A 20,499-nucleotide genomic window follows, 5' to 3' on the forward strand; every position below is an offset into this window, starting at 1 on the left:
CGCGCGCCTGCGCCTCGCCGCCGTCATCGCTCCGTGATCTTCAGCTCGATGCGCCGGTTGCGGCGGTTCGCTTCTTCGCCGTCGCCGGGGTCGATCGGCTGGAACTCGCCGAACCCGGTCGCCGCGAGGCGCTGCGGCGACACGCCTTTCGAGACCAGATATTGCGCGACGGCGATGGCGCGCGCGGCCGAAAGCGCCCAGTTCGACGGAAAAGCGCCGGACTGGATCGGCCGCCTGTCGGTGTGGCCGTCGATGCGCAGCACCCAGGGGATGTCCGGCGGAATCTCGCCCTCAAGCGCGACGACCGCCGCCGCGAGCTTGTCGAGCTCGGCCTTGCCGGCCGCATCGACCGTCGCCTGGCCCGACTGGAACAGAACCTCGGACTGCAGCACGAAGCGGTCGCCGACGACCGCGACGCCGGGGCGCTCGCCGAGGATCTGGCGCAGCCGCCCGAAGAAGTCGGAGCGGTAGCGCGCGAGCTCCTGCACCTTCTGGGCGAGCGCGACGTTGAGCCTCGACCCGAGCTCGGCGATCTTCTCCTGCGACTCGGCGCCCGATTTCTCGGAGGCCGAGAGCGCGTCCTCGAGCGCCGCAAGCTGGCGGCGCAGGGCGGCGATCTGCTGGTTCAGCACGTCGACCTTCGCCAGCGCCTGCGCCGAGATGTCCTTTTCGGCCTTGAGCGCCGCGCCGCCCGCGCCCTCGGCCGAGGCCTTTTCGTCGATCGCGCCCTGCAGCCGCGCCCGGTCCTTTTCGGCGGCGGCGAGATTGGACGACAGCAGCGTGGCCCGTTCCTCGGCCTCGCCCTTGCCGACGCGCTCGAGCGCGAGCAGGGAGCTCAGCTCCTCGATCTGGCGGTTGAGGCGCAGCAGCGCCTTGTCCTTGTCGGTCGCCTCGCGCGCCAGAAAGAACTGCGCCAGCATGAACATCGACAGGAGAAAGATGAAGACGAGCAGCATGGTCGACAAGGCGTCGACGAAGCCCGGCCAGTAATCGACGTGGCGCGGCCGCGCGCGGGGACGGGCGGGCATCAGGCGAGGATCCGCGCGGGGGCGAGGGGCGTCATCCGCGCTCCTTCAGGGAGGTCGGCTGGGAGGCGCCTTGCTGAGAGGCGCCCGTTTGCAGCCCGTCGGCGAGCCGGTCGAGCGTCTGCGCGAGGGCGACGTTGCGGTCGGCCTGGGCCTCGACCCAGTCGCGGATGATCTGCTGTTCGGCGCGCATGTGCTGGGCCAGCGACTGCACCCCGTCCGCGAGATTGGCGAGCGCGAGCGAGGAGGCTTTCGACTGCGCGGGATCGGCCGCCGCGGCGAGCGTCGTCAGCGCGGCGGTGAGGTCCGGCGGCAGGCCGTCGAAGCGCGGCGACGCCTCGGGCGCGGGCGCGTTCGCCGCCAGATTGTCCTCAAGCTCGGCGTAGAAGCGATTCTGCGCCTGTCCGGCCTGAAGGTCGAGAAAGCCGAGAATGAGCGATCCCGCGAGGCCGAACAGCGACGAGGTGAAGGAGATGCTCATGCCGGCGATGGGCGCGGCGAGGCCGCTCTTGAGGTCCTCGAACATCGAGGCCGCGTCGCCGCCGCCCTGCATCGAGGCGATGACGCCGCTGATCGAGCCGACGGTTTCGAGCAGGCCCCAGAAGGTGCCGAGCAGGCCGAGAAAGACGAGCAGGCCGGTCAGATAGCGCGCCGTGTCGCGCGATTCGTCGAGCCGCGCGCCGATCATGTCGAGCACGGCGCGCAGCGGCAGCGCGCCCGGCCCGTGCTGCGCCTGCGGCCGCGCGCGGAACAGATGCGCCAGCGGGGCGAGCAGCACGGGCGGCTTCGCCTTGCGGGCGCCGCCGGCGAGCAGGGCGTTGGCCCAGCGCGTTTCGCGGAACAGGCGCGCGACCTGCCGCAGGCCGAGCAGCACGCCGAGCGCGAGCACGCCGAGAATCAGCCCGTTGAGGCCCGGATTGGCCATGAAGGCCGTGGCGATCTGGCGATGCAGCGCCGCCGCGCAAAAACCCGCGAGAAGCAGGAACACGACCATGCGCGTGAGATAGACCGTCGGCGGCGTCAGCCGGCCCCCCGGCGCGGCGCTCATCGGCCAGCCCCCGCTCCCGACGGCCTCGCGCTTCCCGACGGCCTCGCGCTTCCCGACGGCCTCGCGCTTCCCGGCGGCCATGGCGCGCGCTGGCGCAGCGGGGCGCGAACTGCGCGGAACTTCATGGGATTCTCCTCCGTGGCGGTCCAGCCGGCGGGGCGGCCGCGACGGGCGCCGGTTTCACGGGCCAGACCCTGTTTCAACGGCTGTTTCAACGGCCAGGCCTTGCCGGAACTTTGACCGCAAGCGGGCGTTGCGGCAAGGCCCGTCTGGAGACGCTTCATGAGCGACGTGTTCGATGCTCCTCAACGACGTCCGCCTGAGGAACGCGATCCGGGCCGCTCTATCGAAACCCTGACCACGGCCGTCATCGCCACGCTCTGCGTCGTCGCGCTCTACGCCGCGCGCGGCGTGCTGGTGCCGGTGGCCATCGCCGTCCTTCTCAGCTTCGTGCTCTCCATTCCGGTGCGCGCGCTGCGCCGCCTCGGCTTCAACCGCGTCGTCGCCGTGCTGGCCGTCGTGCTCGCCGCGCTCGCCCTGACCTTCATGGTCAGCGCCGCCATGACGCGGCAGGTGGCCGACCTCGCGACGAGCCTGCCGCAATATGAGGAGACCATCAAGACCAAGGCGAGCGCGCTGCGCGAGCTCGTCGCCGCCAATTCGGCGCTCGAGAAGGGGGCGGCGATCCTGAAGGACATCGGGCGGCTCGGCCGCGGCCCCTCCGGCGAGGAGCCGGCGCAGGGGCCGGCGCGCGGCGAGAGCGCGCGCATCGCGCCCGCCGGGGAGCCCGAGCCCGTTCCGGTCGTGGTGCACGAGGCCGAGCCGACGCCGCTCGCCATGCTGCAGACGGTGCTCGGGACGGCGCTTTCGCCGCTCGAAACCATGGCCATCGTCGCCATCTTCGTGATCTTCATCCTCCTGCAGCGCGAGGACCTGCGCAACCGCTTCATCCGCCTCGCCGGCGCGCGCGACCTGCAGCGCACTTCGGTCGCGATGAACGACGCGGCCTCGCGCCTCAGCCGCTATTTCCTCGCCCAGTTCCTGCTCAACGCGAGCTTCGGCGTCGTCGTCGCGGCGGGCCTTTACCTGATCGGCGTGCCGGGGGCGATCCTGTTCGGGCTCGTCGGCTTTCTCATGCGCTTTGTGCCCTATGTCGGCGCGGTGGTGACGGCGGCTCTGCCGGTCGCGCTCGCGGCGGCGGTCGATCCCGGCTGGGGCATGGCGCTGAAGACGGCGGCGATGTTCGTCGTGATCGAGGCGGCGGTCGGCCATTTCATCGAGCCGCTGCTTTATGGCCGCAACACCGGCCTCTCGCCCATCGCCGTGGTCGCCGCGGCGACTTTCTGGACCTGGCTCTGGGGCCCCGTCGGGCTTCTGCTCGCGACTCCGCTCACCGTCTGCCTCGTGGTGCTCGGCCGCCATGTCGAGCAGTTGAGCTTCCTTGACGTCATTCTCGGCGACGCGCCGGCGCTGACCCCGGTCGAGCATTTCTACCAGCGCCTGCTCGTCGACGACGCCTCCGAGATCGCCGACCAGGCGGAGGTCTTTCTCAAAACCGGGCCGCTCGTCGCCTATTATGACGAGGTCGCGCTGAGCGGCCTCGCGCTCGCCGAAGCCGACGCAAGGCGCGGCGTGCTGACCGAGCAGCGCCAGAAACAGATGAAGGAGACGGTCCGCGAAATCGCCGAGAATCTCTCCGACCACGAGGACGAGGAGCCCGAGGGGCGCGCGCGCCCTGCGGCCGACCGCGAGCCCGTCGCCGACCTGCGCGGCGAGCGGGACACGCTCGCCGCCGAACGCGCCGCGGCCGGGGCGAAGGCGCCGGACGACGCGCCGCCGGCCGCGCCGCCGCGCAAGCCGGTCCTGTGCGTCGCCGGCCGCGACGCGCTCGACGAAGCCGCGGCGATCCTGCTCGCGCAGATTCTCGAAAAGCATGGCGTCGCCGCCAAAGTCGAGCCGGCCGACCTTCTGCGCGTCGGCGGCGTTCTCAATCTCGCCGGAGCCGGCGCGCAGATGATCTGCCTGTCCTATGTCGGCGCGGAGGCCGGCGCGGCGCAGGCGCGCTACGCCGTCAGGCGCCTGCGCCGCCGCCTGCCGGACGCCTGCATCGTCGTCGGCCTGTGGCGCGCCGACGAGGCGCAGGCCGCCGATTTCGGCGCCCAGACGCGAGCCGACCTCTGCGTCGCGCGGATCGACGACGCGACGCGCCATTTCGTCGAGGCGCAGCGGCGCGCCGTGCTGTCGCGGGCGATCCCCGCGCCGCAGGCCGTTCCGACGCCGCCGCCGTCCGTCGCGACGCAGGGCGCAGACCCCGCGGCGGCGCCGGACGCAGGGCCTGCGGCGGCCTGAGGCGGGCGGAGACTTCGCCGCGGGCGCCCGTCGCGCCGGATTGGTTCGATTTTACGGGAGCGACTTAAGCCTCGCGCAAGTTTGGGCCGCTATTGCTGACGTCACGCCAGGTTGGACCGCGCTGCGCGTCTAAAGGCATCATGCCGCCCTGTCGTACCGGCGCAAATCCGGTATGTCCCCCATCATCTGAACGCCAAGGGACATTCCATGTCGAGCCTTCTGACCAACACCGCCGCCATGACGGCGCTCGCCGCCCTGACCCAGACGCAGGAGTCGCTGTCAAAAACCGAAAATCAGATCTCGACCGGTCTGCGCATCAGCACGGCCGCCGACAACGCCGCCTACTGGTCGATCGCCACCAAGATGAAGTCGAACGTCGGGGCGCTCGGCTCCGTCTCCGACGCGCTCGGCGAAAGCTCGGCGCTCGTCTCGACCATGACCAACGCGCTGAACAGCTCGATTTCCGTGGTCGACAACATCAAGAAGGCGCTCGTCACGGCCTCCGCCGCCGACGCCGATCTGGGCAAGATCCAGACCGACATCGCCTTTCAGCAGGCGTCGCTCGTCAGCATCGGAAGCTCCGCCGTGTTTAACGGGCTGAACTTCCTCGAAACGAGCGGCGGAAACGTCAATCTCGTCGCCTCCTATGACACGTCGAACGGCGTCAGCTTCCTCAGCCTCGACACCAGCCAGACGGCGCTGTTTGACGCGACCACCGGCGCGACCTCCGGCATCCTCGGCTCGACGGGCGCCAATTACGCGTCGGCGTCGATCCTCACGCTCGACGTCACCACGGCGACGGCGGGCGACATCTCCAACATGCTGAAGGACGTGGAAGCGGCGATCAGCTCGATGACCACCGCGGCGAGCCAGCTCGGCGCGACGTCGACGAACATTTCGACGCAGCAGACCTACATCTCGAATCTCAGCGATTCACTGACGACCGGCGTCGGCTCGCTCGTCGACGCCAACATGAACGAAGCCGCGACCAAGCTCGCGGCGCTCCAGGTGCAGCAGCAGCTCGGCATTCAGGCCCTGAGCATCTCGAACTCCAACTCGCAGCTGATCCTGAAGCTCTTCCAGTAACCGCCGCCGGACGGCGGGTCGCGGGCCGCGCTCCATAGGGGCGCGGCCCGTTTTGTTTTGCAATCTTCGGACAAGCTTGAGCCGGTAGCCTCTGCGCGTCTCTTCCGTCGTTTGAGAAACTACATGGTTCGTCAGAAGCAGATCGAGCAGATATGGGCAAACCTGCTCAAGCTTGGATCGCGTCGCCTCATAGCCCTCGCGATGATCGGCGTGACGCTCTTCGCGATGACCGGGCTCGCCGGCTATTTTCTCAGCCGGCCGTCGCTGGAGACGCTCTATTCCGGCCTCGACAGGCAGGACGTCGCCCGCATCGGCGCGGCGTTGAAGGAGGCCGGCGTCGGCTTCGACGTGAACGCCGAGGGGAACACGATCTTCGTGCGCTATGGCGAGACCGCGCGCGCGCGGATGCTGCTGGCCGAAAAAGGCCTGCCAAACAGCATGAACGCCGGCAACGAACTGTTCGACAAGCTGGGCTCGCTCGGCCTCACGACCTTCATGCAGGAAGTGACGCGCGTGCGCGCGCTCGAAGGCGAACTCGCCCGCACCATTCAGCTGATGCGCGGCGTCAAGGCGGCGCGCGTGCATGTCGTGATGCCCGACGAAGGCTCCTTCCGCCGCTCGCGGGAGCCGCCGTCCGCGTCTGTGGTGATCCGCACCGAAATGGCGGACGACGTGAGCGCGGCGAAGTCGATCCGCCATCTCGTGGCCTCCGCCGTGCCGGGCATGCCGATGGAGCAGGTCACGGTCCTCAACACCGAAGGCGTGCTGCTGGCCTCGGGGTCCGATCTCGCCGACGCCGCGCCCGGCGGCATGTTCACGCTTGAGCGCACGGTCTCGCAGGAGATCCTCGGCAACATCAGAAAGACGCTGACGCCCTATCTCGGATTGCGCAATTTTCAGGTCAGCGTCGCCGCGCGGCTCAACACGGACAAAAGACAGACCAATGAGACGATCTACAATCCGGATTCGCGCGTAGAACGCTCGGTCAAGGTCACGCGCCAGAATCAGACGACTCAGAACAGCGTCAGCCAGTCGCCGACGACGGTCGAGCGCAATCTTCCGCAGGAGCAGGTGAAGGCCGACGACGGCAAGCGTTCGAGCGAGGAAACGAAAAAGAGCGAGGAGCTGACCAATTACGAAGTGTCGTCGAAGACGGTCAACACCGTAAGCGGAGGATACGCCGTCGAGAACATTTCCGTGGCCGTGCTCATCAACAAGGCGGCCCTGGCCGCGCCCGGCGGCGGAGCGCCTGCGGCGGAGGCGCAGGAGCGCCAGCTCGACGAATTGCGCCAGCTCATCGCGTCGGCCGCCGGGGCCAACATGGCGCGCGGCGACGTGGTCAAGATCACGGCGGTCGACTTCATCGACGCTGACCGAAACCTTGAGCCGCAGCCGCCGCCGTCGATCGCCGAAATGCTCGTGCGGCAGTCGGGCAATGTGCTGAATGCGGCGACGATCCTGATCGTCGCGCTGCTCCTGATCTGGTTCGGCCTGAGGCCTGCGGCCCGCGCCATCGTCGCCCAGTCCGCCCCCAAGGAGATCGCCGAGCTCGAAGCCCTCGAGAATTTCTCGGTGCCCGACGCCATGGGCGACCCCGGCCTCCAGCTCGGCGAGTGGGCGCCCGAGCCTGAAGTCAATCTGATCGAGGATCTGACGAACGCGCCGCGGCGCTCGTCGCAGAAGCGGCTCGAACAGATCGTCGACTTCAACGAAGAGCAGGCGGCGGCGATTCTCAAGCAGTGGCTACGCCAGGGAGAGTATGCGTGAAGCCGCGTCCCGTCGCCCATGTTCTTGCGAGATTTGGCGCCATGACGCCGACGCCCGCCGTCGCGCCGGCTCGGGACGCCGAAATCGACGCAAACCCGGCGCGCGACGCGGATCCGGCGGCGCCGGAGGACGCGGCGTTTGAGGCCGCGCTGTCAGACGCGCGGGCGGAGGGCGCGAACGAAGCGGCGCGCGTCTATGAACGCAGGCTGCAGGAGGAGCGTCAGGACGCGTTGAGCGCGCGCGCCCTTGCGCGAGACTCATGGGCGCAGGAAGAAGGGTCGCGTCTGGCCGAGGACTTGCGGGCGGGATTTCTTCTGCTCGAAGAAAGCGTCGCCGAATGCCTGTCGAATTTCATGCAGGCGTTTCTTGAGGCGACGGCGCGTGAACGCGCATTCGACGAACTGGCGTCGACCGTCAGGGCGATTGTCCGAGGCGGCGCGCCGCGACTCGCCGTTCACGGCAGCGCCGACCTTCTCCGATCGGCGCGAAGCCGTCTCGACATGATTGCGACGCCGGTCGAATTCATCGACGACGGAGAGCCCGGCGTGCGCGTCGTCGCGCATAAGACCGAGATCGAAACGCGGCTGTCCGCCTGGCGGGACTCATTCAAACGTGCGTCGGAGTAGACCGTGGCCGAGACCGAACAGCACGAAATCGTCGTCATCAAACGGCACGGATCGCATGACGACGAACATCATGGCGGCGCGTGGAAGATCGCATTCGCGGATTTCATGACGGCGATGATGGCGCTGTTTCTCGTGCTTTGGCTCATCAGCTCGACCAGCGACAAGACCAAACAGGCCGTCGCGCAGTATTTCAACCCTGTGAAGCTGGTCGACGTCACGACGCTCAAGAAGGGATTTCGTGATCCGAAAAAGACCGAGCTTGGCGCAGGCGCCAGCCATGCCGAGCCGAAGACGAACGGCGACGGCGACCACGAGCCGGTGGAGACCGCCGCCGCCGAGCGGTCGGACGCGAAATCGCGCACACCGACGGACGCGGCGATGTTCAAGGATCCCTATTCGGCGCTCGCCGAAATCGCCGCAAGCGGGAAAGAAGGGACGCCGCGCGCGGCGGGCGACGACAACGAACGTTCTGACGCCGGCTCAGCCGACGCTTCGGACGTCTTTTCGGATCCATTCACCACCGTTCCCCGTGTGGCGAAATCGCTCGACGCGCATGACGCGCCAGATCGTCGTAACGCGCCCCGGTCGACGGACGGCGTCAATGCGGTCGGTGGAGAAGCGGCGCAAGCGGCGCCAAAATCCGAAACGCGAAGCGCGCATGTCGCACGGCCGGGCGCCGTTCCCGCCAAGACGGACGCGAACGATCGGACGGCGACATATGAGCGTGAGGCCGAGCAAATGAAAGCCGACGTCGACAAAAAGATCAGAGCGCAGACGCCTGGCCACGGTCCGGGCGTCGAGGTGGCTTCGACGCCGGAAGGCGTCCTCATCAGTCTGACCGATGATCCTGATTTTGCGATGTTTCGGGTAGGTTCGGCGAGGCCCGAGCCTGAAACTGTCAAGATCATGGGCGTGATCGGCGAGATGCTCAAGGCCCGTCCGGGCAAGATTGTCGTTCGCGGCCACACGGACGGGCGTCCGTTCCGGTCGGCGGATTATGACAACTGGCGTCTGTCCGCCGCGCGAGCGCAGATGGCGGCCTACATGCTCGCGCGTGGAGGGCTCGACGAAAAGCGCCTTGAACGAATTGAAAGCTATGCGGATCGACATCTGAAAGCGCCGAACGATCCTTTCGCTCCGGTCAATCGACGGATTGAAATTCTGCTGCGAAAGGAGAAATGACGATGTGTCGGAAAGCGCTCGCCGTGATCCTGTCGCTGTTGTCGGCGCATGTGGCCTGTGGACAGGAGCGTCCGGAGGCGCCCCATGAAGACGGCGGTCGTCCGGCTGCGCTGGCCCATGCGCTGATGGACGCGCAAGACCGGCTCACGACCGGCGATGCGGCGGCGAAAGCGCGTGTCGTCGAGCTGAGCGAGGAGCTGGCGCGGAAATTTCGGGCCTTTGACGTCAATGTGTGGAGGCGCCCCTGGAATGTTCAGGCTGTGGTCGCCTATACGCTGAGCGGCGGTCAGCCGCGCGTGTTGCGCTCGATTGTTCAGGCGGGCGTCATTCCGGCGGAAAGCGCGTCTCTGGCGGAGGGCGCGCTCGCCTATGCTGAAGGACGTCAGGACAAGGCGAAGGCGCTTCTTGGCCCCATCGACGCAGGTCAAACCTCGGCGGCCGTAGCCGGCCTGCTCTCGCTCGCGCAGGCTGCTCTGATCGCGAAGGAGGATCCGAAAGCCGCGGCCGTTCTTCTCGACAAGGCGGGCGTATATGCGCCAGGAAGCCTGGTTGAGGAGGCGGCCTTGCGCCGATCTGTGTTGCTCGCGTATGAGACGCTTGACTTCAACCGCTTCGTCACGACGTCGAGCAGATATTTCCGCCGTTTTGGCAAATCGTTCTACGCGGAGGAGTTTCGCCGGCGATTTGGAGAGTCGATCGGCCGTTTTGGCCTGAGCGAAGAGCCGGAGCAGAAACGGCGGCTTTCGCAGCTGTTGCTCGAAATCGAAGGCCCCTATCGCGTCGAGCTCTATTTAAGCATGGCCCAGTACGCGCTTTATCTGGGCAGGCTCGACACGGCGCGCTCAGCGGCCGAAAAGGCTCTGGCGGCCCAGTCGGCCGCAGCGGCGTCGCGCGCCAGCCTTTACGTGGGAGCGGCGAAAATACTTTCCGGCGACGTCGAGCGCGGAATGGACGATTTGTCGCGAAGCGACGATGCGGCGCTGCCAAACAAGGATCGTGTTCTCAAGAGCGCCGTCGTCAGGATCGCCGGACAGTTGGTTTCCGATCCGCCGATTTCCGACGCCGAATTGCAGGCGAAGGCGCAAGCCGGATCGAACGCCGAAGCGACGCCGCTCGATCGGCGGGCCGAGCTTGCGTTGGCGCAAACAGACGATCTTCTGCGAAGGAGCATAAAGTGACGACGCTCGGATCGCCCGTGAACGCGTCAACGCAACAGGCGTCGCTCGCCTCCGCGGCGCCAGAGCGGCGTTTGGGCAAATCTACGGACTTCGACTCGCAGCAAGCCTTTGGCGAGGTCCTGGGCAGGTTGCGGTCGAAAGCTCAACAGGCCCCGGACGCCGCGGGCGGCGAGACGGCGCCCGAGCGGCGAGGAGGCCTCGCCGAGGCGGCCAGCTTGAAGCGGACGCTTGACGGGCGGCTTATGACGACAGACGCCGCACACGAACGGGATGTCGGCAAATCGGGAGGCGACGGAGACGCAAATGCGCCCGAGGGCCGGCGCGCCAATGCGGGAGGCGACGTCGCAGGCCGTTTTGGCGACGGCCTCCTGGCGCAATTTTGCGACGACGCCGAAAGCGCCCCCGAACAGGTCGGCGCGAACACGCCACATGCGCATGAGCCGGCCGCAGACGCGCAGGATTTGGCGCCGATCGGGAGACGGGGCGATGAGCCGGAAGGCGAAGCTTGTCGGCGATCTCCGCGCCGGTCGACGGGCCCGCTGAGCGACGCCGGTCCGTCAAACGGGACCGTCGGCGATGACGCAGGCGCTTCGCCGCGGCCGATATGGTCGCTGGCGGCAGATCCGCAGGACCTGACCACGACGAACGCGGCCGACATGGTGAGGGCTACGTCGGCGCCGCCGGAACGATGGTGTGGCGCGCCTGCGCCGTCGATCGCCGGCGCTCCTCGCGACGTCGACATTGCGAATAGCCGGCGACGAGACGCGTCTCGCGCGACTCCGCCCGCTGACGACGCCAGCGCGTCGAAGGCGAATGGCGCGGCGGCCAAGACGCAAAATTTTTTACGCGGGGCCAGATCTGGCGATGCGGACGTCCCCTGGCCGGCCGTGCCCCCGTTCGCGCCCGGCGCGAATGCGGCCTATCGTGACGGCGCAAGCACGAGGGTCGGCGCGGTCGACGGCGCAACGGGCGCAGCGAGGGCGGACGCCGCTCTCCCGAACGCCGTTCTCGCCGCCGCGCCTCCCGGTTCATTTCTGCGGCCGGGACAGGACGGCGCGTCCGTGCGAGACGGCGCGGGTCCGAAACCTATCCCCCAACTGGCGAATTTTGCCGTCGCGGCGCGCGGCGGCGCAAGCTTCACGCCTGCGAAGGCGCCGTTCGCAAGCCTCGCCGCAACGACGGCCGAGGGTGCGAACGCCGACGGGGCCAACCGCCTCAACCTGACGATCCTCGATCGCCAGACGCATCTGCCGCCGACCGGCGTACATTATCCGCCGATCATTCAACTTGGCGACGCCATCGTCGCGGGCGTTCACGACATGTCGGGCGCGGCGTCCCCGAACGCCGTGGATGCGCCGGCGCCCGATCTGGCGAACGCGAAAGGCGCCGGCGTCTACACGGCGATCCGAAGCCTTGATTTGCAACTGGAGCCGGAAAATCTCGGCCGCGTGACGATCCGCCTTCGCCTGTCGGGAGAACGGCTCGACGTGCAAATCGACGCGACGCAGCCTGAGGCGGCGAACCTCATCCGAGACGATGAAGCCCGTCTTGCGCACAGATTGCGGGCCGCGGGCTATGCGATCGGCCATCTCGACGTCAAGCATGGCGTGGACGACGGCGCCGGCGCGGCGAACGTTCTCGGCGCCGGCCCGGCGAGCCCTGTCGCCGCGCCGCAGGAGCGGGGCGCCGCCTTTGCGTCTTCGGGCGGCTCGAACGCCTTCGAGCGGCGCGATCATTTTTCGCAGGGCCAAAGCCGGAACGGCAATGACGATGTGGAGAAGCCTTCATTCGAATCGGGCCGCGCTGACGGTCTTTATCTGTAGTCTCACGCTTGGCTCCGTCTCTGTTTCACAGGCGCATGAAGGCGGCCTGTGCGAGCGCGAAATGGAGCGCGCGGCGCGCCGGCACAACGTGCCGCTGGCGATTCTCTACGCCGTCGGCCTGACCGAGACAGGGCGCGGCGGCGAGCTTGGCCCCTACGCCCTGAATATAGAAGGCGCGTCGGTTTCGTCCGCCACCGTCGCGGAGGCCATGACGCGTTTTGAAGCCGCGCGACAAAACGGCGCGAAGCTGATCGACGTCGGCTGCATGCAGATCAATCATCATTTTCATGGCGACAAATTTGAATCCGTGGCGATGATGTTCGATCCTCGACGGAACGTCGACTACGCCGCGCGTTTTCTGCGCGCGCTCAAGGACAGGGAAGGCGACTGGACGCTGGCGGCGGCGCGATATCACGCCGGCCCCGGCAACGTCGTCGCGCAGAAGACCTATGTGTGTCGGGTCATCTCCAATCTGGTCCGCAGCGGCTTTGGCGCATGGACGGCCAACGCGAAAAGCTTTTGTGGAGCTTCGCAATGAGGCGCGGGCGCGCGGCTTTGCGCGGCGCATGGATTGCCTGCGTCATGTGAAGCGCCGGGCGACGGCGGGCGTCGCGCTCTGCCGCGCGGAACTGAATCTGGAGGGCGACGTCGAAGGCGCCGACTTCGCATCCCCGGCGTTTAAATTCGCGCGCGTTCGCGCAAAACGGGAAGGGGCGGCCGCGCCGGCCGCGGCCCGGGTCGGGACCGCCGCCCTCGCGATGTTCGACCGGCCGCTCGACCTGAGGTTCGCAGACGGCGCTTTCGCCGGCGCCGCGCGGCCGGGGCGTGGGTCAATGTTTTTGCGTCCGCGCGCGGCGCCCGCGGCCTCCAGCTCCTGCGCGGCGCGGCGGACACGGCCTCGCCGCGCGCATCGGGCTTGGTCTTGGCGCTTCGGCCCGCTAACATCGGGCCGACTTAATCGAGGACAAAGCCATGGCCGAAATTGAGCAGGTGGAAATGGATCGCCGCCGCAAGCAGCTTGGCGGCGACGTCAAGGCGCTTGTGGAAAAATATCGCGCCATCTTTGACTGGGATGTGCCGGACGTCGATCAGGGGGCTGCGGACCGGCTGATTCTGGCCGAAATTCGCAAGGCGCTCGATGGCGTCGAAGCCGACCTTCTGGCCAAGAGCGCCTGAAAGCGTCTGAGAACGTCTGGGCTCCGGCCGCTCGGGCGGAGCCGGCGGCGAGGCGCCTGACGCCACGCTGACGGGCTTGCGCGAGACCTGTCCGGCATGTCTGGCCGCGCTGCGGCGCCTGATCCGGCACGAGGCTTATGGACGCAGATCAACTCGCCGGAGGATTTCCCGGAGACGCGCCGGGCGAACTGCGGTTTGCGACCCTCGCGGCCCTCGCCGGCGCCTGCACGGGCCTTGTCGGTTCGATATTCCATCTTCTCATCGACAGGCTGATCGTCTGGCCGCGCTGGCTCGGCGAAGTCGTCGAAGGCTGGGCGCTGGTCGGCGCGGCGGCGGGCGTCACCCTCGTCTGCGCCGTGCTGTCGGCCTTTCTCGTGCGCCGCGTCGCGCCCGAGGCGGCCGGCAGCGGCGTTCAGGAAATCGAAGGCGCGATGGAGGGCCTTCGCGAAGTGCGCTGGCGGCGCGTCCTGCCGACCAAATTCGTCGGCGGGGTCGTGGCGATCGGCTCGGGCCTCGCGCTTGGCCGCGAGGGGCCGACGATCCATATCGGCGCCTCGATCTCCGCGGCGTCGGCGGAGATCTTCGGCGGGACCGAGCTTGAGCGCCGCGGCCTCCTGGCTGCGGGCGCGGCGGCGGGGCTCGCCTGCGCCTTCAACGCGCCGGTGGCCGCGGTTCTCTTCATCATCGAAGAAACCCATGACGAATTTCCCTACACGTTTCGCACCTACATGGGCGTCATCGTCGCGGCCCTCGCCTCGACCTTCGTCACGCAGCTGATCGGCGGGACAGGGCCAGACCTGCCGCTGTCCGCCGCGCAGGCGCCGCTCGGCCAGCTTCCCCTCTTTTTCGCCCTCGGCGCCGTCCTCGGCGTCGTGGGAGCCGGTCTGAACGCCAGCATCATGTGGGCGACGGCGCTCGGCGCGCGCTGCCAGCGGCGCGCGCCCTATCTCTACACGGCGGCGGTCGGGCTCGCCGTCGGCGCGCTGTTCATCCTGCTCCCCTGGGCCGTGACCGGCGGCGAAAGCGTGATTCTCGAGATCGCGCCGATGGATCTTGGCGTCGGCGCGCTGCTCGTCGTCGCGGCGCTGCGCTTCCTGTCCCTCGTCGGCAGCTATTCGAGCGGGGTTCCGGGCGGCGTCTTCGCGCCGATCCTCGCGCTTGCGGCCTGCGTCGGCCTCGCCTTCGCCGGCATGGCGCGGCTGGCCGCGCCTGACGCCGCAATCGTCTCCACGGCCTTCGCCATCGCCGCCATGGGCGGCCTGTTCACGGCGTCCGTGCGCGCGCCGATCGTCGGCGTCGCGCTGACGATGGAGCTCACCGGCTCCTATGCGCTCGCCATGCCGCTGATGGCCACCTGCGTCGCCGCCAATCTCGTCGCCCAGTGGAGCGGCGGCCGGCCGCTCTACGCCCAGTTGCTCGAGCGCACGCTCGCGGAAGCGGGAGTGAAGCGGCCGGCCGACCGCGCCGCGCCGAAGGGCCTCGCATGAAGCCTGTCGAGCCTTCCGACGCCGCCGCGCGGGCCGCCGCCGGCAAGACGGGCGCGGCGCGACACGCTTGTTCGTCCGGTTAAACAAAGTTGAGTTGAAGGTGACCATCAGTCGGCCAAGATAGCGCGTCGAGGTCTGTGGCCGAATCGACCGCCATCCGATGCCGTCAAGGCCGGCGAAATCGGTCGCAAGGAGGGTCCCATGACTACAATAGTCATCCAGGAGCACCCGGAGAAAATTCGGTTTCCGCTGATGGAGGACCGGACCGTCGGGTTCATCCTTGCATTCATGGCCGGGCTCCTGAACGCATGGACGCTCGCCCATGCGCAAACTTTCGCGACGGTCCAGTCGGGCAACGTCGTGCAGAGCGGCTATCGCCTCGTCCAGGGCGACTGGCCGGCCTTCGTCTTCTCCCTCGGCTCGGTCCTCGCCTTCGGCTTGGGCTCCGGCCTGTGCGGCATGTTGATGACGACCATGCTGCGCGGCGGCCGCGTGTTCACGCCAGTGGTGCTCGGCTTCGAATGCGTCGCGCTCGCCGGCCTCGGCGTCGCCTCCAGGCTCGGCGTGATCGACCCGCATGTCGTCGCCTACGCCGTGAGCTTCGTCGCCGGCGCGCAGGGCAACGCCTTCCACAAGAATCACGGCATGCTCTACGGCAACGTCGCCGTGACTTTCGTGGTGCAGATGGCGTTCAATTTCCTGGTTCAGGGCCTGTTCAAGAAGAACGGGATCAACAGCGAGCCCAATCTGATGTGGGCTGGCGTCTTCTTTTCCGTGCTGCTCGGCTTCGCGGCCGGCGGCGGCCTCGGCTTCTATGTCGATCTCAATGTTCTCAACCATGCGTCGCTCTTTATTTCGGCGGCGCTCGCGCTCATCCTCACCGCGATGGCGCTGAGAAATCCCAAGACGGCTGATCCGACCCAGGGCGGCCTGATCGGTTGAACTCCATCGAAACGTCTCCGAATCCGAAGGACCGTCCAATGAACGATCTGCCGCAGCCCATTGTCGGCCATCTTGGCGCTGACATCGCCGGACCGCGCAACCCGGCGGTCGAGGCGCAAAATCCGGACGTGCTTATTCCGCCCGCGACGGACAAGGGCGGCATCCCCAATCTGAAATTCCCCTTCGCCATGGCGCACAACCGCCTCGAGGACGGCGGCTGGGCGCGCGAGGTGACGATCCGCGAAAATCCGTCGCTGAAGGAGCTCGCCATCGTCGACATGCGGCTCGGACCCGGGGTGACTCGCGAACTGCATTGGCACAAGGAGGCCGAATGGGCCTATGTGCTCGCCGGCCGCGTGCGCTTCTATCTCGTCGATGAAAAGCGCCAGACGCTCGTCGAGGACCTCGAGCCCGGCGATCTGTGGCTCGCGCCGGCGGGCTTTCCGCATGCGATCCAGGGCCTCGAGGAGGGCACGGAATTCGTGCTCGTCTTCAACGACGGCAATTTCTCCGAGAACCAGACGCTGTTGATCACCGAGCTGATGGCGCACACGCCGCGCAGCGTGCTCGCCAAGAATTTCGGCGTGCCGGAAAGCGCCTTCGATGGGCTGCCGGCGTCCGAAAAATACATCTTCCGCCTGCCGGTCCCGGGGCCGATCGAGGACGTTCGCAAGCAACTCGGCGCGGCGACGATGACCGACAAATATGTGTTCAGGGCCTCGAAGAAGGCGCCCAACACATTTCCCGGAGGCGCGACCAACATCATCGACTCGAAGAGCTTCGCGGTCACCAACATGGCGGCGCTGATCATCGACCTCGAGCCCGGCGGCATGCGCGAAATCCACTGGCATCCGGACGCCGACGAACTGCAATATTACATCAGCGGCAGCGCGCGCATGACGGTGTTCGACGCGGTCAACAACGCCCGCACCTTCGATTTCGTCGCGGGCGACGTCGGCTATGTGCCGAAGACGCTTCCCCACTACATCGAGAACACCAGCGGCGGGGCGACCAAGGTCATCAACGTCTTCAGCAAGGGCGAATACAAGGACGTGTCGCTGAACCAGTGGATGGCGCTCACCCCTCCGGGCCTCGTCCAGGGCCATCTCGACGTCGGCGACACGCTGATGAAGGCGCTGCGCCAGAGCTACAGCCCGGTCGTCAAGGGCTGAATTCTGGCGCGGGCTCGGCCGGCCCGCGCGCGCTCACCGCCGGGCGTCGGCCTGGCGCCGGCGCGCCTCGGCGAGCGCCTGTTTGAAGCCGTCATAATCGAGCGTCGAGGTCTTGAACGGGCCGACGAGATAGACCGGCGTGCCTTCGAGCCCGAGCGAATCCGCCTGCGCCAGATTGCGCTTGAGCAGCGCGCCGATCTCCGCGCCATGGGCGTCGAGGTCGGCCTGCAGGCGGGCCATGTCGACGCCGGAACGCTTGACCGCGTCGCGCATCGACTCCTCCGACACGCGCCGGCCGGAAATGCCCATCAGCGCGTGGTGGGCCGTTTCATATTTGCCCTGATATTTGGCCGCGAGCGCGAGCTGCGCGCCATAGAAGGAGGCGGTCGTGAGAATCGGCCAGTCCTTGTAGACGAGGCGCGTCCTGCCGTCCTCCTTCACGGCGCGCTGAAGGTCCGGGGCTGATTTCTTGCAGTAGGGGCAATTGTAGTCGAAGAACGCGACGATGGTCACGTCGCCTTGCGGGTTCCCGCCGGTGGGCGCGTCGGGATCGTGCAGGATGGCGTCGACGTCGACGCCCTGCGCCGCGGCGCGCCCCGCTTGCGAGGCGAGCGCGCAGGCAAGGGCCGCGCCCGCCGACAGGGCGAGAAAATCTCTGCGTTTCAAGATCAGGCCTCACAGGATCAGGAGTCGGGCCCGCCACGGCGGCGGCCGCGAAAGGCTTCGGCACGCCGGCCGACGCTTTCGTGGCCCAGAGCCAGGCGACTGGGCGGCCGGGCGAAACGGAGGCCGCGTGAAAAGCGCCGCGGGTTCAGGACGGAGCCGCGGCCCGCAGGCCGGCGCCGCGCCATCATGACGGCGTTCGCCGCGGCTGTCGAGCGGCCGGCGGCCCGCCGGAGCCCCGCGCCGGCGTCACGCCGGGGCGCGCCCGCTCCGCATGGCGAGGAGGCAGGGCGAGACGAACAGCGAGCCGCGCCATGCGCCGGCGAGGGTGCGGGCGGCGACGACGAGCCACATCGCGGCGAGGCAGACGACGAGCAGGCCGCCGAAACCCGTGAGCGCGCCAAGGCCCGTCGTGCGGCCGAGCGAGAGCGTGGCCAGGGCGTAGACGCCGAGCGGGAAGGTGTAGCCCCACCAGCCCATGTTGAACGGCAGGCCGCGGCGCAGATAGACGGCGGTCTTCATCAGCGCGAGCGCGAGCCACCACAGGCCGTAGCCCCAGAGGACCGCGCCGCCGACCACGCCAAGCCCGAAGGCGACGTCGCCCGCGCCGGCGAGCCCGGCCTGGGCGAAGGCGCGCGGGGCGGCGGCGCCGAGCAGCAGCAGGCCGAGCGCGCCGGTGCCGATCGGCCCGAGCGCGAGAAAGCCGGTCGCCGCCATCTCGCGCTCGGGCAGCTTGTGCAGGATCAGACGCAGCAGCAGGATCACGAGAAAGCTCATGGCGAGCGGGACCGAGAAGGCCCAGAGCGCATAGCCCGCGACGACGAGCGGGAAGGCGTCGGGCCCGCCCTGGGCGGCGAGCAGCGCGCCGCTCGCGGCGGCGACCTCCGCCGCGACGATCGGCAGCAGCCAGACAGCCGTCATCTTCTCAAGCTCATGCGGCTGGCGCGTGAACATCAGGAACGGAACGCCAAGGCCGCAGGCGACGGAGAGCGCGACGTCGGCGAGCCACAGGCCGCGCGCGGCCGAAAGCGCCGCCTCGCCCCACAGCGGGACGCCGAACACGACGAGCCCGTTGACGAGGGTCGCGAGCCCCATCGGAATGGTCCCGAAGAACATCGAGGCGACGGGATGCAGGAAAATTTGCCGCGCCTCATGAAAGAACAGGAGCCAGCGCAGCCCGTAGAGCAGCGTGAACAGGCCGAACAGCGCGATGTTCAGGAAGAACAGCGCCAGCGCCGCCTCGCGCGCGCCGGGCGCCTCGAACGGCAGCTGGCGCAGGGCGAGGGCGAGGACGCCCGTGCCCATCGTCGCCGCGAACCAGTTCGGCGTGAAATGGCGGATGCGGACGGCGAGCCAGGCTGGAAGCCCGTCGCCGGCGCGCCGCGTGAAGCTGTCGTGAAGCATGGCTGCGTCTCCTCTGTGGCGTCGCAGACTGATATGGCGCGGATCAATCAAACAATATAATTGATTATTATGCTTATTATGATCGTTTGAATTGATTGAATGGCCCGCCATGACGCTCGAACAGCTCAGGATCTTCGTCGCGGTCGCCGAACGCCAGCACATGACGCAGGCCGCGCGGGCGCTGAACCTCACCCAGTCGGCGGCGAGCGCGGCGATCGCGGCGCTCGAGCGGCGCTATGCGACGGCGCTGTTCGAGCGCGTCGGCCGGCGCATCGAGCTGACGCCGGCGGGACGGCTCTTTCTCGACGAAGCGCGCGCCGTGCTCGCGCGCGCCGCGGCGGCCGAGCGCGCGCTGGCCGAGATCGGCGGATTGCGGCGGGGGACGTTCAGGGTCGTGGCCAGCCAGACCATCGCCAGCTACTGGCTGCCGCGCCATCTCGCGGCGTTTCATCGCGCCTATCCCGACGTCGAGATCAGGATGACGGTCGGCAACAGCGCGCAGGCGGCCGCGGCGGTCGAGGCCGGAGAGGCCGACATCGGCTTCATCGAGGGAATGATCGAGAGCGCGGGCGTCGAGCTTCGTCCGGTGGCGAAGGACCGGCTCGTGCTGGTCGCGCCGCCGCAGCATGAATGGGCCGGCCGCGACAGTCTCTCGCCGGGCGATCTCGCCGGCCAGAAATGGGTCATGCGCGAGCGCGGCTCGGGCACGCGCTCGGCTTTTGAGGCGGCGCTCAAAAGGCTCGGGATCGCCGCGGCGTCGCTTGACGTCGCCATCGAAATGCCGTCGAACGAAGCGGCGCGGGCGGCGGTCGAGGCGGGTTTCGGCGTCAGCGCGCTTTCGGCCTCGGTCGTCGCGCCGAGCCTTGAGGCTGGCCTGTTGCGCCTCGCGCCGCTGCGTTTCGAGGACCGGGCCTTTTACGCGGTGGAAGCGCGCGCGCGCCGCCGCGGCCGCGCGGCCGGGGCCCTGCTCGCCCTCATCGCGTCCGGCGGCGCGGACCTTTGAAGCCGTCGCTCAAGGGCCGTCGGCTCACGGCATGTTCGACGGCAGCTCGATCGTCTCGCCGTCGACGATGAAGCGCCCGTAGCCCTGATGATGGATCGTTTTCGGGGCCTTCTTGCGCGGATCGCGCCACGCCATCACGACTTCGAGGATGAACAGGTTGTATGTGTCGGCGAGCTGCGCGTCGACGACGCGACATTCGAGATTGGCGAAACATTCGGCGACCAGCGGCGCGCCGACCTTGTGCGCCGGCTTTGGCGTCAGGCCGAAGGCTTCGAACTTTCTGACCTCGCGCCCCGAACAATTGCCGATCTCGACCGCTTTGGCGGCGAGGCCGACGTCGGGAATGGCGATCACGCATTCGCCCGTCGCCCTGAGGGCGGCGTGGCTGAAATTCGCCTCGCTGACGACGCAGGCGAGGCGCGGCGTGAAATCGACCACCATGTGCCATGACAGGGTCATGACGTTGGCGCGGCCCTCGTGGCGCGTGGTCAGGAGCGTCGTCGGGCCTGGCTCGACGAGCTGATAGGCGTCTTTGAGTGGGATTTCCTTCATGTGCAGGACTCCGCGC

At 68.1% G+C, this 20,499-nt stretch carries 18 protein-coding genes; 12 read left to right on the top strand and 6 right to left on the bottom strand.

The features are described 5' to 3' along the window. Positions 1 to 23: 23 nt before the first annotated feature. Together ACILRB_RS04025 and ACILRB_RS04030 are read right to left on the bottom strand one after the other, a co-directional pair. A complete protein-coding gene (locus ACILRB_RS04025) occupies positions 24 to 1,028 on the bottom strand; it encodes a peptidoglycan -binding protein (protein ID WP_395665008.1) in 1,005 nt (334 codons plus the stop codon). Between the two features lie 31 nt (positions 1,029 to 1,059). Then, a complete protein-coding gene (locus tag ACILRB_RS04030; RefSeq protein ID WP_395665096.1) occupies positions 1,060 to 2,073 on the bottom strand; it encodes a flagellar motor protein MotA in 1,014 nt (337 codons plus the stop codon). Positions 2,074 to 2,355: 282 nt separating this feature from the next. Here ACILRB_RS04030 and ACILRB_RS04035 point away from each other — a divergent pair, with 282 nt between their 5' ends. The 3 genes from ACILRB_RS04035 to fliF all read left to right on the top strand — a co-directional run bounded on the left by ACILRB_RS04035 (position 2,356) and on the right by fliF (position 7,275). Then, entirely contained in the window at positions 2,356 to 4,422 is a 2,067-nt protein-coding gene (locus ACILRB_RS04035; RefSeq protein WP_395665009.1) for an AI-2E family transporter, read from the top strand. 207 nt (positions 4,423 to 4,629) lie between these two features. Then, positions 4,630 to 5,508 (top strand): flagellin, encoded by an 879-nt coding sequence (locus tag ACILRB_RS04040; protein WP_395665010.1) that lies wholly within the window; start codon positions 4,630 to 4,632, stop codon positions 5,506 to 5,508. A gap of 123 nt (positions 5,509 to 5,631) precedes the next feature. Further along, complete coding sequence (fliF, locus tag ACILRB_RS04045; RefSeq protein ID WP_395665011.1) at positions 5,632 to 7,275, top strand: flagellar basal-body MS-ring/collar protein FliF; 1,644 nt, start codon at positions 5,632 to 5,634, stop codon at positions 7,273 to 7,275. A 257-nt stretch (positions 7,276 to 7,532) separates the two neighbouring features. On the opposite strand, the gene ACILRB_RS04050 is transcribed toward fliF, so the two are convergent. After that, positions 7,533 to 7,838: a hypothetical protein gene (locus ACILRB_RS04050; protein WP_395665012.1), complete on the bottom strand. Its 306-nt coding sequence runs from the start codon at positions 7,836 to 7,838 to the stop codon at positions 7,533 to 7,535. A 66-nt stretch (positions 7,839 to 7,904) separates the two neighbouring features. On the opposite strand from ACILRB_RS04050, the gene ACILRB_RS04055 reads away from it, so the two are divergent. From ACILRB_RS04055 to ACILRB_RS04090, 8 genes are all read left to right on the top strand, one after another. Continuing rightward, the gene (locus ACILRB_RS04055; RefSeq protein WP_395665013.1) at positions 7,905 to 9,083 is read left to right on the top strand and encodes a MotB family protein; all 1,179 of its coding nucleotides are present in this window, start codon (positions 7,905 to 7,907) and stop codon (positions 9,081 to 9,083) included. Next, positions 9,080 to 10,261, top strand: a complete 1,182-nt coding sequence (locus ACILRB_RS04060; RefSeq protein ID WP_395665014.1) for a hypothetical protein — start codon at positions 9,080 to 9,082, stop codon at positions 10,259 to 10,261. The genes ACILRB_RS04055 and ACILRB_RS04060 overlap by 4 nt, the downstream gene beginning before the upstream one ends. Further along, positions 10,258 to 12,084: a flagellar hook-length control protein FliK gene (locus ACILRB_RS04065; RefSeq protein WP_395665015.1), complete on the top strand. Its 1,827-nt coding sequence runs from the start codon at positions 10,258 to 10,260 to the stop codon at positions 12,082 to 12,084. The genes ACILRB_RS04060 and ACILRB_RS04065 overlap by 4 nt, the downstream gene beginning before the upstream one ends. Then, a complete protein-coding gene (locus tag ACILRB_RS04070; RefSeq protein ID WP_395665016.1) occupies positions 12,032 to 12,622 on the top strand; it encodes a transglycosylase SLT domain-containing protein in 591 nt (196 codons plus the stop codon). Before ACILRB_RS04065 ends, ACILRB_RS04070 begins: the two co-directional genes overlap by 53 nt. Positions 12,623 to 13,056: 434 nt before the next feature. Then, positions 13,057 to 13,260 (top strand): hypothetical protein, encoded by a 204-nt coding sequence (locus ACILRB_RS04075; protein WP_395665017.1) that lies wholly within the window; start codon positions 13,057 to 13,059, stop codon positions 13,258 to 13,260. A 137-nt stretch (positions 13,261 to 13,397) separates the two neighbouring features. Further along, positions 13,398 to 14,747 (top strand): H(+)/Cl(-) exchange transporter ClcA, encoded by a 1,350-nt coding sequence (clcA, locus tag ACILRB_RS04080; protein ID WP_395665018.1) that lies wholly within the window; start codon positions 13,398 to 13,400, stop codon positions 14,745 to 14,747. A gap of 201 nt (positions 14,748 to 14,948) precedes the next feature. Next, the gene (locus tag ACILRB_RS04085; RefSeq protein ID WP_395665019.1) at positions 14,949 to 15,689 is read left to right on the top strand and encodes a YoaK family protein; all 741 of its coding nucleotides are present in this window, start codon (positions 14,949 to 14,951) and stop codon (positions 15,687 to 15,689) included. 38 nt (positions 15,690 to 15,727) lie between these two features. Next, a complete protein-coding gene (locus ACILRB_RS04090; protein ID WP_395665020.1) occupies positions 15,728 to 16,861 on the top strand; it encodes a cupin domain-containing protein in 1,134 nt (377 codons plus the stop codon). A gap of 33 nt (positions 16,862 to 16,894) precedes the next feature. Here the strand turns inward: ACILRB_RS04090 and ACILRB_RS04095 are convergent, their stop codons facing one another. Both ACILRB_RS04095 and ACILRB_RS04100 read right to left on the bottom strand, forming a co-directional pair. After that, positions 16,895 to 17,527, bottom strand: coding sequence for a DsbA family protein (locus ACILRB_RS04095; RefSeq protein WP_395665021.1), 633 nt, complete (start codon positions 17,525 to 17,527; stop codon positions 16,895 to 16,897). Between the two features lie 246 nt (positions 17,528 to 17,773). Continuing rightward, positions 17,774 to 18,928 (bottom strand): TDT family transporter, encoded by a 1,155-nt coding sequence (locus ACILRB_RS04100; protein ID WP_395665022.1) that lies wholly within the window; start codon positions 18,926 to 18,928, stop codon positions 17,774 to 17,776. Between the two features lie 109 nt (positions 18,929 to 19,037). Between ACILRB_RS04100 and ACILRB_RS04105 the strand changes: the two genes are divergently transcribed. Continuing rightward, complete coding sequence (locus ACILRB_RS04105) at positions 19,038 to 19,931, top strand: LysR family transcriptional regulator (RefSeq protein ID WP_395665023.1); 894 nt, start codon at positions 19,038 to 19,040, stop codon at positions 19,929 to 19,931. 24 nt (positions 19,932 to 19,955) lie between these two features. Here the strand turns inward: ACILRB_RS04105 and ACILRB_RS04110 are convergent, their stop codons facing one another. Continuing rightward, positions 19,956 to 20,483 carry a flavin reductase family protein gene (locus ACILRB_RS04110; RefSeq protein ID WP_395665024.1) on the bottom strand — a complete coding sequence of 176 codons (528 nt, stop codon included), beginning with the start codon at positions 20,481 to 20,483 and terminating at the stop codon, positions 19,956 to 19,958. Between the last annotated feature and the right edge of the window lie 16 nt (positions 20,484 to 20,499).

The sequence above is a fragment of the Methylocella sp. genome, assembly GCF_044226135.1.
GTDB lineage: Bacteria > Pseudomonadota > Alphaproteobacteria > Rhizobiales > Beijerinckiaceae > Methylocapsa.